This window comes from Mobiluncus mulieris (genome assembly GCF_014204735.1).
Classification (GTDB): Bacteria; Actinomycetota; Actinomycetes; order Actinomycetales; family Actinomycetaceae; genus Mobiluncus; species Mobiluncus mulieris.
Map to the genome: position 1 here is coordinate 484863 of NZ_JACHMA010000001.1, position 14406 is coordinate 499268.

Genomic DNA, 14406 nt, shown 5'->3' on the forward strand with positions numbered 1-14406 from the left:
TCTATGGATTTTCATGCTTTAGTGCCCGCCGGGGGAGCGGGGCGGCGGTTGTGGCCGGTTTCCACGGCGGCACGTCCGAAGTTTTTGTTGTCCCTTGATGCGGCCGCAGATGGGGTGGGTTCACGCGGGGTTGGTTTGGGTGCGGACGTGGCGGCGGGTGCCCCGGCTTCACGAGGTGCCATTGGGGATGTTGGCGGCGCGTCGGTTTCTGAGGCTACTTTAAATGTGGGTTCATTAGGTGCCAGCCGGAAATACTCCTTGGCGCAAAACACCGCCCGGCGGCTCGCGCCTCTGGCGGCGAGCCTGACCTGGGTGACCGGCGCGGCTCACGCCCCGGCGTTGCAAGCCCAAATCGAAGCCCTTGGGCTGGCGATTCCCAGCCGGTTCCTGGTAGAGCCCGAGGCACGCGATTCCCTGGCCGCGATTGGGCTGGGCGTGGCCGTGGTAGAAGAAGCGTATGGAACCGCGGTGGTGGGTTCCTTTGCGGCCGACCACCATTTGGGGAATGCGCCGGCTTTCGCCCGCGCTTTGCGCGCGGCCAAAGCCGGAGCCGAGGCCGGGAAACTCGCCACAATTGGTATCACTCCGACCGAAGCAGCCACCGGATATGGATATATCGAAATCGGCGACAAAGCGCCGGGAAACCCGGGATGGCACCTCGTGAAACGGTTTCACGAAAAACCCGACGCCACCACCGCCCGAGCCTACCTGGAAACCGGACGTTACCTGTGGAATGCCGGCATGTTCGTGTTTCGCACCGACATGTTTTTCGAGGCCTTGGAACGCGAGGCGCCCGGCGCACCGGCCGCTCTGCGCGCCCTGGCGGCGGCGGGGGAAACCCTTGATTCTGAGGCACAATTAGCATTGTGGCGACAGGTGCCGCGTGCCCCGATTGATACGGTGTTGGCCGAGCCCCTGGCGCGCTGCGGGGCGGTCGCGGTCGCGCCCGCCCCGGCGGACATTGACTGGTCGGATATCGGGGATTGGGCAGCCATCTATGACCTTTACGCCGGTATTGCCGCCGACAATACCGGAGATTCAGCGGGCGGAATCCAACAAAAAACGGACATAAAGCCCGCCGGGGATTCAGAAACTCCCGCTGGGCGGAATTCGGAAAATGCCGGAAACTCCGGCTATCCCCTCGTGAATCTGACCCCGGAAACCCCTGCGACCGCCGTGGCCGCTCCCGGAGCCTTAGTGCGTGCCCCGGGACTGGCCGGCATAGCGATAGTGGGCATCCCCGGGGCGGTGGTAATCGAGGAAAACGGTCGACTGTTGGTGACTACGCGGGAACATGCCCAAGACGTGAAAGCCGCCAGCCTCGCCGCTGAACAATGGCCCGAGTGCGACGCTGCAGACTGACCTGGTGCTGCCGCAAAACTGACTCAAGTGTGATTCGTAAGCCTAAACCCATGTAATATTGCTATGTTACAAAACAGTAAAGGAAATCGTTTATGAGAACCGTTATGAACCGCCGCGCTGCCCGGGATCGAGCCAAACGTGAACTGGCTGACCAGCAGCTGCTGCGCCCCAACCTTGACGCGGACTGGACGAATGGAGACCCGTGGCGGGTGTTGCGCATCATGGGAGAATTCGTCGATGGCTTTGAATCCCTGGCCGACATTGGTAAAAAAGCCGTCACTGTATTCGGCTCGGCGCGGGTACAACCCGGCAGTGAGTTCTATCAGTTAGGTGAGGAAGTCGGCAAGGCTTTTGCCGAGGCTGGCTACGCCGTGATTACCGGTGGGGGGCCGGGTTTGATGGAAGCTGCCTCTAAGGGTGCCCACGAAAATGGGGGATTCTCGGTTGGCTTGGGCATCGAACTGCCCCACGAACAGGGCATGAACCAGTACGTCGACTTAGGCGTGGAATTCCGGTATTTTTTTGTGCGTAAAACCATGTTTGTGAAATACGCCCAGGCTTTCGTGGTATTGCCCGGTGGTTTCGGGACACTTGACGAGCTCTTCGAGGCCATCACCTTGGTGCAAACCCATAAAATCAAGCAATTCCCCATCGTTTTGGTGGGCAAGGATTACTGGAGTGGGCTGCTGGGGTGGGTTCGAGATGGTCTGGTGGCACAGGGCATGGTCGACCTAGAGGAAACCGGGATTATCCAAGTTGTAGACACCGCCGCCGAGGCTCAGCGGATTGTAGTGGAAAACACGGCTCATCTTGGTTAAGGCTTCGCTTAAAAGCGGTTGTGCCTCTCCAAAAGTCCCAGAGTTCTATATAATTAGAGCACGACCGTTTTTTGGAAAAGAGGCATCGATGGCAGCCATGAAACCCCGTACGGGGGACGGACCCTTGGAAGTTACAAAAGAACCCCGCTGTAATGTGATGCGTATTCCCGCTGATGGTGGGGGGCGTCTGGTGATAGAGCTTAATGACCAGGAAGTCACGCAGCTGGCGAAGGAACTGGAAAAATTTGTAAAGTAGACTTCGCCCACATCATCCCAATCAAAGGAGCCTATTATTTCCGCTGATAAGACGCTTAGCTGGTCATACGCCGAGGATTTTTTACTTGAATCGGAGAATATCGCGGTGGCGCGCGCCCGGGGTGAAGAACTTGGTGCAACTCCAGTTTCCCCCGCGACCGGGGCGGCGTTGCGGATGCTGGCGGGAGCGACCGGGGCGAAGTCGGTAATCGAGGTAGGTACCGGGGCGGGGGTTTCTACTCTGTGGACGCTGGCGGGGATGCCGACAGAGGGTGTGTTGACCACCATTGACTCGGAGGCACAGATTCACCAGATTGCCCGCGAGCTGCTCAGTCGTTCGGGGGTGCCCCTGACGAGGGTGCGGATGATTACCGGTCGGGCGTTGCAAGTGTTGCCGCGCATGAGTCGCGGGGTCTATGACATGGCGATTATCGATGCCGACCCCCAGGAAACCCAGGCTTATGTCGATTTGCTGCTAGAGGCGCTGCGTCCGGGGGGCGTGCTGGTGGTGCCTCACGCCCTGTGGCGGGATTCGGTGGCTGACCCGGCGCGCCGTGAACCCGACACCGTGGCGCTGCGCGAGGTGCTGCGGGCAATCCGCGAATCCGACTCCTGGACCGAAAACCTGCTGACCTGCGGGGATGGGCTGTTGGTGGCCATCAAGAACCGCTAGTCGCTTCGTCTTGAGTATTTATCCCCTAGCACCTCATGAACCGGCCTATTTCACCATTAGGTTCAGGCGGTGCCCCTTCAGAGACTGGGAACGGGTCTTTAGTTCCGTCGCGATACCGCGCAAAGCCGCCCCGGCCAGCGAAGAACCGTCCTTGGCATCGGGGGAAAGTACGATTGGTGTGCCCGAATCGCTGGCTTCACGATAGGCCTGTTCCATGGGAATCTGACCCAGCAAAGGCACCGGGTAACCCAGCAAGGTCGCCAAGCGCCTGGCCACGGTTTCGCCCCCGCCGCTGCCGAAAATCTCCATGCGGGTGCCATCGGGTCCTTGCAGGTAACTCATGTTCTCAATTACCCCCGCGACCTTTTGGTTGGTGACGCTGCCAATCGAACCCGCGCGTTCCGCGACCTCGGCAGCGGCCTGTTGCGGGGTGGTCACCACGATAATCTCGGCGGTGGGCAGCAACTGTCCCACCGAAATCGCCACGTCGCCAGTCCCGGGCGGCAAATCCAGCAACAGCACATCCAAATCCCCCCAATAGGTCTCAGAGAGGAACTGTTCCAAGGCGCGATGCAGCATCGGGCCGCGCCACACCACCGGCTGTCCGTCGGGCACAAACATGCCCATCGAGATGGCTTTCACCCCGTGCGCCACCGGGGGCATCATCATGTTTCCCACCGGGGTGGGTTGGGCATCGCCAATCCCCAACATGCGCGGGATGGAAAACCCGTAAATATCGCAATCCAACACACCCACTTGCAAGCCCAAATCGGCCAGTGCCACCGCCAGATTCGCGGTGATAGACGACTTCCCGACCCCGCCCTTACCGGAGGTAATCGCATAAACCCGGGTCAGGTTGCCTGGCTGTGAGAAAGGAATCACGGGACGCTCACCCATCAAACGTTCCTTCAAAGCCCCGCGCTCGGCTTCCGACATGCCCCTCATGATGACGTTAACGCTGGTGACCCCGTCAACCGCCGCCAGCGCCGCATAAACATCACGCTCTATCTGGCTTTGCATCGGGCAACCCGCAATGGTCAAGGCAATCTCAACCTCGACCGCGCCGTCGGCATCGACAGAAATATTGCGCACCATGTCCAGATCGGTGATAGGACGATTAATCTCGGGATCCTTGACTTTTTCCAGTACTTTTCTTAGTTCATCAGTAGTAACGGCCATGGGTTCAATGCTATATTCTTATTCAGAAAAATACCGAACCGAGACTAGGCTGGAATCCTAGGCTTCAGGTTTTACTCGCGGAAAGGGAAGTTCGGCTTTGGTTTTGGGCTCAGAGAAAAAAACGCAGAAACCCGCCGTTAAACGTGATACTACCAGCGAAAACGCCTCCAAGCCGCGCTACTATCTGCGTGGTTTAGACGGGCTTAGAGCGCTGGCGGCACTGGCGGTTTTGGTCTACCACGTTGCCCCCAACTGGATGCCCGGCGGGTTCATGGGGGTGGATGTATTTTTTGTGCTTTCGGGTTTCCTAATTACCGCGATGCTTACTCAGGAGCGGCGTTTGACTGGGAAAATCCGGGTGCGCAGTTTTTGGGTGCGGCGCCTGCGCCGTCTCTTCCCGGCCGTAACTCTTACGGTACTGATTACGGTGCCTATAGCCGCTTTGGTGAATCGGGATTACTTGGTGGGAATTGCCCGGCAGGTCTTGGGTTCCCTGACTTTTACCTACAACTGGCTCAACGTGATATTTGCGCAGTCTTACTTCGACCGAGCCAACCCCCAGTTCCTGTCCAATATGTGGACTTTAGCGGTGGAACAGCAGTTCTACCTGGTGTGGCCGCTGGTGCTGCTGGGAGCATTCCTGTTACCGAACCGCCACCGCTGGGTGGTGCCAGTGTTGCTCGCGGCGGCCTCAGTAGCAGAAATGGCCATCTTGCAAGCTCTCGGCGGGAATCTAACCCGCATCTACGAGGGTACCGACACCCATGCTTTCGGGCTGATGCTGGGCGCGATGCTAGCCTTGCTGTTCCCCTCGGCTCTGGAAAACACACCGCACTACTTGGATAACGCGACGGTGCGAATCCGGGGATTGGCCGCCTGGCTGGGCACGATTGGAGTAATCGCTAGCTTCCTGACCTTGCACGACACGGACAATTTTACCTATCCCTGGGGTGTGTTTGCGGTCAGCTTCCTGACGGTGGGGATTATCCAAACCTGTATGGAGGAAATCTCTGGGGTCAGTGGGCCGGGACAAGTCTTGGTGGAATTCCTCAGTTGGCGCCCCCTGGTGTGGCTGGGGGTGCGTTCCTATTCCCTATACCTGTGGCACTGGCCGGTTTACCTAATTGTGATGGGAATCGCCCCCGATTTGCCCCAATGGCAGGCTTTGACGGTTATCACCGTGGTGGCGATACTTGCCGCGCACCTGTCGTATACCTTTGTGGAACAGCCCATGAGGCGCCAGGGAATCCTTGTAACCCTCCGGGCGTGGCGTCCGGTTCGCCTCAAAAAATGGCAGCCGGTGCAACAGCTGCTGGCAGCCGTGGCGGTATTGGCGCTGGCGGTGGCTCCATTAGGTGCTGCTTTGGTGGTGGCTCCCGCTAAAACCAGCGCGGCTATCCTGGTGGAAAAAGGCCAGGACTTCATGAAAAAACATCCTGCTTTACCCGCGAAAACCCCGGGTAAAGCGGGGGACAAAGCCCAGCAACCAGCGGATAAATCCCCGGCGGACACTACCCCGAATCCCGGGCATCCCACCCCTGGAGAAAAGGCTTCGAGGATGCCGGCACCTCATGAAACCGAGGTGAAAAACACCCCCAGCCCCACCCCGACACCTATAGACGGCAGCCAAGTCGACGTAATCGGGGATTCAGTTACCCTGGCATCGGTACCGAAACTGGCCGCGAAACTGCCGGGAATCAACGTGAACGCCGAAGTTTCCCGCTCCAGCATCGCGGGTTTTTCGATTATGCGCGCTATGCGAGACCAAGGCACGCTGCGCCCCTACCTGGTGTTTGCGCTGGCCACGAACTCTACCTTCCGCGTCCAAGACGGACAAAACCTCTTGAGCGAATTGCCGCCCACCACGAAAATCGTGTTCGTCACTGGCTTCGGTAAGCCTTCCCAGCAATGGATTCAGATTTCCAACCAGACCATGTATTCCTTGGCGGGCGAGTATCCTGACCGGGTAAAGGTTGCGCCCTGGGATCGGGCGATTGCGCCACATCCGGAGTTATTGGCCAGCGATTCGGTACACCCCCAACCGGCAGGCCAAGATATATACACCCAGTTGATTTACGACGCGTTGCAACAGTTTGCCCACTAAGTCACATTGGTGGGGTAATGGCCGGTTCATGAGGTGCGTGCCCTGACGGCGGGCTAAACCGCGGAATCTCGCCCGGCCTACTAACCCGGCCTAACCCAGGAGTCCCTGCACCCAGGCTTCCACCGCATCCGTGTCGCGCGCAATCCCCTCGGAGAGTCGTTCACAGGAGCCGTCTTCGCGCACCAGGATGTCGTCCTCGATGCGCACTGAAATCCCGCGATATTCCTCGGGGACAGCCAGGTCGTCCTTACGGAAATACAGCCCCGGCTCAATCGTGAAAATCATGCCCGGCTCTAGCTTGGCTTCGGTATACATTTCGCGACGCGCCTGGGCACAATCGTGTACATCCAAGCCCAGGTGATGCGAAGTACCGTGTACCATCCACCGACGGTGATACTGTCCGTTTGACTCTAGGGATTCTTCCCAAGACACCGGCAGGAAACCCCATTCATCCAGGCGTTTCGCGATGACTTCCATGGCAGCCTCGTGCACCTCAGCAAAAATACATCCCGGTTGGTTGGCGCGTTCGAAAGCCGCGTCGGCAGCGTCCAACACGGCCTGATAGATGCGACGTTGCACCGGGGTGAAGTGCCCGTTTATTGGCATGGTACGGGTGATATCAGCGGTATAGAGCGAGTCGAGCTCCACCCCGGCATCCATCAAAATCACGTCCCCATCACGCACCACCCCGTCGTTGACAATCCAATGCAAGGTGGCGGCGTGCTCGCCGGAAGCTGCAATCGTGTCGTATCCCAGTCCGTTGCCCAGTTCCCGGGCGCGCGCCCCGAAGGCACCTTCGATAACCCGTTCACCCCGGAAATGGGCACAAGCCCGAGGGAAGGAACGAATTGCCTGTTCAAAGCCTTCCTTGGTGGCAGCGATGGCACGTCGCATCTGGTCGATTTCCCACGAGTCTTTACGCAGACGCAGCTCTGAAAGGGCTTCTTCCAGTTTTTCGTCCAGTTTCGCAGCCGACTCGGGGTCTTGTCCCGCTTTTTGGCGTATCTGGTTCACCAAGTCGGTGGTTTCTGTATCAGAGGTCGCTACCAACGCGAAGTCTACCTCGCCCGCGTTTTTGGCCAAGGCCTCGGGGAGGGCATCGAGAGGCTCACAGTGAATGCCACTCATGCGCTCGAATTCTTCCAGGCTGGGGCGCACTCCGACCCATAGCTCCCCGTAACGCGCATTGGCATAGAATTCTTCGGATTGGCGTGAGGCGCGGGGACGGAAGTAGATCGTGGCGGTATGGGTGGTCTCGCCATCAGCAGGGTCTTTAGTCGCGGGATCCAACACCAACACGGCATTGGGCTGTCGGTCGGTTCCCAGCCCAGTCAAATGCGCAAAAGCCGAGTGCGGGCGGAAACGGTAGTCACAGTCGTTGTTCCGTGTCACCAGGGCACCGGCGGGAATTACCAGGCGTATTCCCGCGAACTGTTTCCCCAGTTTTTCGCGTCGTGCCGAAGCGAAAGGCACGGCTTCGCTGCGCTCATACCCATCGGTGGGACGCGCCCCCCAGTTTGCCCCCATGAATTTCTTAAATTCGGGGGATTTGGGTTGGCGAGAACGGTTCTTAGAGCGGGTTTCTTTCTGATTCGACATGTTTCTATCTTACGTCGCTAGACTAGGGTTATGGAGCTGCATATCGACCCCCATGTGCATTCCGCGCTATCTGACGGCACGGATGCCCCCCGCGACCTGTTGCTTAGGGCGCGCGAGGTTGGTTTGGATGTGGTGGGTGCCGTGGATCACGATACTTTTGACCACTGGGCATCGTTTCATGAGGCGCATGCCGAGTTACTGGCTGCTGGCGCCAATCCACCGGCGGTGCTTTTGGGTTCCGAGATTTCGACCTCAGTGGGGTTACAGCCCGTCCACCTGCTGGTGTATCTGCCTGACCCGAGTCGTGGACATTTGCGCGCCGTGCTGCAAAATGTGCACGACGAGCGGCTAGTGCGCCTGCAACGCATGGTGGAAAACATTAGCACTGATTATCCGATTACCTGGGCAGAGGTCATCGCCGAGGTGCCCGGCTTAACCCCAGGGCGCCCGCATTTGGGGGATGCCTTGGTGAAAAAGGGGTATTTCGCGACCCGATCCGAGGCTTTCGATCGGGTGCTTGGCCCGCATTCCCCGTATTACGTGTCTCGCCCGGTGGTGGACACCTTCGAGGTAGTGGCGGCCGGGCTAGCGGATGGGGGAGTGCCGGTAATCGCCCATCCTTTTGCTGCTAAACGCGGCAAAAGGCCGTTGCAAGCCGATACGGTACGCGACTTGGCGCGAGCCGGGGTGGCGGGCATTGAGGTTTATCACCGCGAACTCGGCGCGGCACCACGTGACCTGGCGCTGGGCTTGGCCGAGGAACTGGGACTGTTTGTCTCGGGGGGCTCGGATTATCACGGGCGGGGCAAACCTAACGTGTTGGGAGAGAACCTGATGCCGTCGTCAAGCTTAGAGCCCATTTTGCAGCGGGGTGCTACCCCGCTGTTAGGAGAGCTGCCAACCCGAAACTAAACCCCGGAAAAATTCGGAAAACGCCCGAAGCAGAGCGAAATCCACATGGAACCTAACTCTGGAACTAGCTGCTTTCCGAGTTGGAACTCGCGACGGTATCGTCTGTGTCTTTTCCGGGCAGGGGCACCGGCTGCATTTCGGGCGGTGCCTCGGCAGTTTGCGACGGTGTTTCGAGGGTATTTTCCGGTTCCTCGGGGGGCTTACGAATCAAAGCATTCAACCCGGTTCCCACAATACCGGCAATTCCGATGCCGACAATAAAAGCCCAAATCACATTGGATTCACCGTCTTGACCGAAATCGGGAAACACAAAGAATTTCACCAGTCCGGCAATTAAAGCGCCCACAAAGCTCAACAGGTACAACGACCCGGGCTCGCGGTGCAGCAAACCGCGTATCAAGGCAATTACTCCCCCCCAGAAACCGGCCGTCAACAGGATAGCCCCAATCATTTGGGTGGTGTCCTCGGGACTTAACATAGCGAGAATTCCCAGGGCGATAATGCCACCAAACACAACCCCTTCAAAGGGGGTGAGATAATCTATCATTTAGTCTTCCCCTTGGTGACTTCTGCGGATACGCTTGCGTTTGCGATGTTTTTTCGCCTCGCCTTTCTTAGAGCATTCTTTCGCTCCATCCTTTTTACCAGAATCTTTAGCGCGGTGGGACGACTTAGCATTCTTATCCGTGGGACGTTTTCGATTCTTGTGATGATCGCGGTTCTTGTGACGGTGTCCATTTCGGCTGGCACCTAATGAATCCCCACCCAAATCCTCTAGCGCTTCGGCATTCAACCCCGCGCGTTTTCGTAGCGATCGAGGCAGATATCCGGGAGTATCAATAGGAATATTTAGGTCAGCATATAGATGCGCCGAAGTGTGATAGGTTTCGGTGGGATTTTCCAATCCTAGTTCCAACGCCCGGTTAATCACGCGCCACCTAGTGACACTCTCCCAGTCCACAAAAGTAACTGCTGTTCCGGAATGCCCGGCTCGGGCGGTGCGACCAATACGGTGAATATAGGTTTTCTCGTCCTCGGGGCATTCAAAGTTAATCACGTGGGTTACATCGTCTACGTCAATTCCGCGCGCCGCCACATCGGTAGCTACCAACACATCTACCTTGCCGTGGCGAAATGCCCGCAGCGCCTGTTCCCGGGCACTTTGATTCAAATCCCCGTGAATCGCGCCCGCCGCGAAACCCCGATTCGTCAACTCATCGGCCAAGCGTTGGCAACTGCGCTTGGTGCGAGTGAAAATAATCGTCAAACCCCGGTTTTTCGCCTGCAAGATACGCGCTACGACTTCTTCTTTGTTCATGGAATGCACCCGATAAGCAAACTGGTGCACCTGGCGAACTGTCTTGGAATCATCAGAAGGGTCAGCGGCGCGAATATGTGTGGGCTGATACATGTAGCGTCTGGCCAGAGCCACCACTGGACCTGGCATTGTGGCCGAAAACAGCATTGTGTGGCGTTCCGGTGGGGTGGCGGCTATCAGAACCTCTACATCAGGTAGGAACCCCATATCGAGCATTTCGTCAGCCTCGTCCAAAACCAGGGTGCGAACTTCTTTCAACTGTAGTTCGCCGTGTTTCATCAGGTCAATCAGGCGTCCGGGGGTGCCCACCACAACTTCTACCCCGTCTTTGAGGGATTGAATCTGGGAGTCGAAACCAACCCCACCGTATATTTCGAGGATGCGCGCTACCCGGTGAGAGGCTGCGGCGCGAATCTCGGCTGCGACTTGTTTGGCAAGTTCACGGGTAGGCAGCAATACCAGGGCTTGCGGTGCCCCCGGAGAGGGCAGTTCATCCCAGCCTTCATCACCAGGTCCAATAATGTCGTGCAAAATTGGAATCGCGAAACCCAGGGTTTTGCCCGTACCGGTTTTGGCTTGACCGATAATATCGTGACGCTCAATTGCTACCGGCAGGGTCAAAGCCTGGATGGGAAAGGGGTGAATGATGCCTTTATCCGCCAGGGCGGCCACAATTTCAGGTTCCACCCCGAAATCGGAAAAAGTCTTGTCCTGGTTGGCGTTCAGGTCGTTTACCCCGGTAATATCCGCGTCAACTTCTTGGTTTGGTTGGGGATACTCCAGGTCGGTTTCGCTGTTCACGTATGCTTCCTCCCTATCTGTTGCTCAGGCTTATTCTACCAAGGCACGTGCGGCTAGAGATTAGCGGAGGCGAAATAACGCGGCTTAGAAATCGGTGACGGTCTCGTTAACCACGTCTGGCCATTCTTTGGTCGCTTCGAGATTAGACTCACACACCGCGTTTTGTCCGCCCAAAGCCGTAATTTGGAAGGCGCGCAACGTGGACAAAACTTTGAGTACTTCGGGTTGTAGTGGTTTACATTCCGGGGGAACCAACAGTATAGAGCCGTTTTGTAGTTTGGTTCCCGCTACGGCATCCGCAAATACGTCACCGCGCGCTAGGTACACCCGATTGGTGGGGTGCAGCCGCGAGGATTCCAAGGCTATTTCGAGTGAGGTTTCGTATCGGTCAGCGCCGGCCAGGCGGGTTGCGGGTCGTCCAATCGCAATGTTTTGTAACACTTTCTCTGGCACCGCTCTCGACCCTCCCAAGGCAACTATGCGTTTCACCTGCAGGTCAGCAGCCAGTTGGCGGATTGTGGCGATAGTGGGAACCGAAGAATTCACCAGCGTAATCGGCCCATCCGGCAGGGTTGCCCCGGTCAAAGCATCGGGGCTGGCTTTGCCTTGAGGCGTGTAGGCCTGGGCGAGATAAAGCGAGTTTGCGCCGTTTCCGACCCTCCGGGCTATCATCAGAGAGGTTTGGATGCGGTTACTGCCCCCCAAACGGGTGGCTTTGCGTCCCGAGGCTATCGCAAAGAGTTTTTGGTTCGAAACGGCTTTGGTTCCCCCCAGGGCGACGACTTCGCTGGGGTTCAGTGTGTTTACTACTTGCGTGACGATGGGTGGTATGGCAGTTTCATGAGGCGACAATAACAACACGGGGCCATCTTTCAGAGAGCCACCCACCAGGGCATCAACCAAGAGGTCGCTACGTGCCAGATAGACCTTTGTAGCTTTATATGGCATTTCCAAAGCAATTCGGGCTGCGGTTTCAATTCGATTCGCTCCGGCCAGCCGTGAGGTTGTTAAATCTGGAATCAGGGGGTGAGCATCCTTGAAGTTCGGTACCCCGTCGCTATCCGCATCCCCTTGCGGGTCGGCCGGCCAGGAAGAATTGAACAGCTTTACGTTATAAGACACGTCGGCGGGCTGTGGCATACATCCTGAGGCGGTTTGTATCCCCGAAATCTTGACCCGATATTCCGACTGGTCATAAAACTGCGGAATCTCCAGGTGTGACAGCGGGATTTTGAACAAAACCGTGTCATATCCGGCGTATTCCCAAGGGGTTTTATTGACATCCGATCCAGGTTCCTCGCGATGGATGACTTCTAGGGGAACCGCGTTTCCTTTCGGGTCAGTGACACTGACTGTGGCTTGTCGTAAATCCGCACACTGGGCGGAAAAAGACCAGCGGGAGATGTCTTCTTTGGCGCCGGTGGGCAGTAAACGAGTGGGGAAGAACCCCGGGCTGGGCCAGGCGAGATGCTTGGGCGTGACGGCGTTTTGGCGCCACAGGGACGGAGACAGGGGACGTTTTGCCGTCCGATAGCTTTCATCAAAGAGCTGAATCGAAGATGCGCAAGGCCCCGAAGTACCAATGGAGACAGCGCCGATAGTGGTATAAGCCTGTTGTGGTGCGAAAAGCTCCAGGCGGTGTCCCAGGTTGTCGTTTACGTTATCGAGGGAGGCCTCGGTGATATAGCGCAAGATTTCGGTGGCAGGGGTAACAATCCCGTCGAGTCTAGCGATAACTCCCGCCCCGGAAGCTAGTTGCACGTCGGGGGTGACGCAGGTGGCACCCTTAACCGCGCCCGGATTCGAGGAGGCCACCGGCCCGATGGCGGCAGTGAGAGCTGCCGCCTGCGCTGGCTGTGCCGCCGGGGAGTCAGCATGAATTTGAACGGGTTCCAATCCGTTCAAAGCTCGCGTATAGTTCCATATCCCCAACATTCGATTGGTAGCCTCTGGGTTGGGGCTTCCCGGGGTGCAAGTGGAAATCACGGTGTTTTGTGAGAAGGGCACGGTTTGGTTTGTAGCTGTCCAGATGCGCTCAAAATCGTTGCGAGCAGTGGTTTCGCTGCGGTCATGAGGTGGGGTAATCTCGAAGGTTTTTGGGGCTGGGGTAGCGCTGGGCTGGGGGCTGTACGAAGGGCCTTGGGTGGCTTTAATACTTGTGTTTACGGCGTTTTGAGAAATGGCACCTAATGAAACTGGAGTTAAAGTAACCCCCAACCCCACAGAAATCCCCGCCGCCAAAGTGAGGCGTGCCCAGCGCCAACCCGAAACCCAGCGTAGCCGGGAATTCACACGAACCGAGGTATCTTTCATCTTTTCATCTTCCGATTTTACAGAGCCTTTGTCAGTGAGTTCACCTCATTGATTGGACTAGAATAGCAGTATGGATAACACTTCTGCCTCTCGAGACAATCTTTTGGGTCTGGTGGCGTTCGCGCGGATAACGGCTTATGCCCGTCTGGCTCGCGATGTTTCCCAAACCACAAACTTCACTGACCAGCTCACTTTGGCGCGAATGGGCGTGTCCTTTGTGACGGCGATTGATGACCTCGAGGCCTTCGCGACCCGCCGCAGCCTGGACTTGGCGGTGTTAACTCAGCCTTTCGTGGGTTTCTTTGACGATATGGAGGCGCGTACCCGTCCGCGAGACTGGTGGGAGCGCATGGTAAAAAGCTATGTGTTCGTTGGGGTTTTAGTGGATTTAGAGTCGATTGTAGGCGAGGATGCCGGGGCGGATTTGGCCGGAATCCTGGGGGTAACGGGAGCGACCGGGCATGCGCCGTGGGTGCGTTCGCGCCTTTCCGGGGCGATTAGTGAAGATCCTACTTTGGCGGCGCGCCTCTCTATGTGGGGGCGGCGAGTCGCGGGTGAAACTTTGGCTGGGGTAAAGAATCTGCTCGAGGCTTATCCGGATTTGATTCCCCCGCAGCGCGATGTGCGTGAAATCGCGGACAAAATCACGACTTCGCATTCTAGGCGCATGCAGGATTTGGGGTTGACTTATTAGTTCGGCTCGGCTTGGTTGGTCGCGTCGTTGGTTTCGGCTTCATGAGGTGTGAGCCGCATTTTTAGCGTAAACGGGGATTGCTCCGACGCGAGTCAACTGGGCTTGTCCGGTGGCGGAGTTGTCTATTGTCGGGCATCCCGGCCGTTTGATTTACAGGGCGAAACCGATGCGGTTTTGATGCTCGGGCGAGAATTCTACGTAGGCAATATCCGCGCCACTGACCAGGGTGTGTGCCCCACGTTTGTCAACTAGGTCAATGGTTTCCTGGGTTTTGATAGCCGAGGTGAGTTGAGCTTTGAGTTCTTCGGAGTTGGTGTCCAAATCCAAAGCAAGTTCCCGGGAGACGTTTTTAATCCCAATCTTGATTTCCATGTCCGT

The 14406-nt window shown here is 57.4% G+C and carries 13 protein-coding genes; 7 read left to right on the forward strand and 6 right to left on the reverse strand.

Annotated elements, in window-relative coordinates; translation table 11 throughout:
- Window positions 1-3: 3 nt before the first annotated feature.
- The 4 genes from F4555_RS02215 (at window position 4) to F4555_RS02230 (ending at window position 3108) form a co-directional block, all read left to right on the forward strand.
- A complete protein-coding gene (locus tag F4555_RS02215; RefSeq protein WP_004017066.1) occupies window positions 4-1362 on the forward strand; it encodes a sugar phosphate nucleotidyltransferase in 1359 nt (452 codons plus the stop codon).
- Window positions 1363-1454: 92 nt separating this feature from the next.
- Window positions 1455-2180, forward strand: coding sequence for an LOG family protein (locus tag F4555_RS02220; RefSeq protein WP_004012818.1), 726 nt, complete (start codon window positions 1455-1457; stop codon window positions 2178-2180).
- A gap of 88 nt (window positions 2181-2268) precedes the next feature.
- The gene (locus F4555_RS02225) at window positions 2269-2436 is read left to right on the forward strand and encodes a DUF3117 domain-containing protein (protein ID WP_004012817.1); all 168 of its coding nucleotides are present in this window, start codon (window positions 2269-2271) and stop codon (window positions 2434-2436) included.
- A gap of 105 nt (window positions 2437-2541) precedes the next feature.
- Window positions 2542-3108, forward strand: a complete 567-nt coding sequence (locus F4555_RS02230; RefSeq protein ID WP_004015174.1) for an O-methyltransferase — start codon at window positions 2542-2544, stop codon at window positions 3106-3108.
- Between the two features lie 45 nt (window positions 3109-3153).
- On the opposite strand, the gene F4555_RS02235 is transcribed toward F4555_RS02230, so the two are convergent.
- Complete coding sequence (locus F4555_RS02235) at window positions 3154-4287, reverse strand: Mrp/NBP35 family ATP-binding protein (protein WP_004012815.1); 1134 nt, start codon at window positions 4285-4287, stop codon at window positions 3154-3156.
- Between the two features lie 97 nt (window positions 4288-4384).
- Here F4555_RS02235 and F4555_RS02240 point away from each other — a divergent pair, with 97 nt between their 5' ends.
- Window positions 4385-6391 carry an acyltransferase family protein gene (locus F4555_RS02240; RefSeq protein WP_004012814.1) on the forward strand — a complete coding sequence of 669 codons (2007 nt, stop codon included), beginning with the start codon at window positions 4385-4387 and terminating at the stop codon, window positions 6389-6391.
- Between the two features lie 90 nt (window positions 6392-6481).
- Here the strand turns inward: F4555_RS02240 and F4555_RS02245 are convergent, their stop codons facing one another.
- Window positions 6482-7990 (reverse strand): aminopeptidase P family protein, encoded by a 1509-nt coding sequence (locus F4555_RS02245; protein WP_004012813.1) that lies wholly within the window; start codon window positions 7988-7990, stop codon window positions 6482-6484.
- A gap of 30 nt (window positions 7991-8020) precedes the next feature.
- Here F4555_RS02245 and F4555_RS02250 point away from each other — a divergent pair, with 30 nt between their 5' ends.
- Window positions 8021-8902, forward strand: coding sequence for a PHP domain-containing protein (locus tag F4555_RS02250; protein ID WP_004012812.1), 882 nt, complete (start codon window positions 8021-8023; stop codon window positions 8900-8902).
- Window positions 8903-8966: 64 nt separating this feature from the next.
- On the opposite strand, the gene F4555_RS02255 is transcribed toward F4555_RS02250, so the two are convergent.
- The 3 genes from F4555_RS02255 to F4555_RS02265 all read right to left on the reverse strand — a co-directional run bounded on the left by F4555_RS02255 (window position 8967) and on the right by F4555_RS02265 (window position 13334).
- Window positions 8967-9449: a transglycosylase gene (locus F4555_RS02255; protein WP_004012811.1), complete on the reverse strand. Its 483-nt coding sequence runs from the start codon at window positions 9447-9449 to the stop codon at window positions 8967-8969.
- On the reverse strand, window positions 9450-11021 hold the full coding sequence (locus F4555_RS02260; RefSeq protein WP_115325497.1) for a DEAD/DEAH box helicase: 1572 nt from the start codon (window positions 11019-11021) through the stop codon (window positions 9450-9452).
- An 84-nt stretch (window positions 11022-11105) separates the two neighbouring features.
- A complete protein-coding gene (locus tag F4555_RS02265; protein WP_004017455.1) occupies window positions 11106-13334 on the reverse strand; it encodes a cell wall-binding repeat-containing protein in 2229 nt (742 codons plus the stop codon).
- 70 nt (window positions 13335-13404) lie between these two features.
- Here F4555_RS02265 and F4555_RS02270 point away from each other — a divergent pair, with 70 nt between their 5' ends.
- The gene (locus tag F4555_RS02270) at window positions 13405-14028 is read left to right on the forward strand and encodes a ferritin-like fold-containing protein (protein ID WP_004012808.1); all 624 of its coding nucleotides are present in this window, start codon (window positions 13405-13407) and stop codon (window positions 14026-14028) included.
- A 150-nt stretch (window positions 14029-14178) separates the two neighbouring features.
- Here the strand turns inward: F4555_RS02270 and F4555_RS02275 are convergent, their stop codons facing one another.
- Window positions 14179-14400 (reverse strand): DUF3107 domain-containing protein, encoded by a 222-nt coding sequence (locus F4555_RS02275; RefSeq protein WP_004012807.1) that lies wholly within the window; start codon window positions 14398-14400, stop codon window positions 14179-14181.
- Between the last annotated feature and the right edge of the window lie 6 nt (window positions 14401-14406).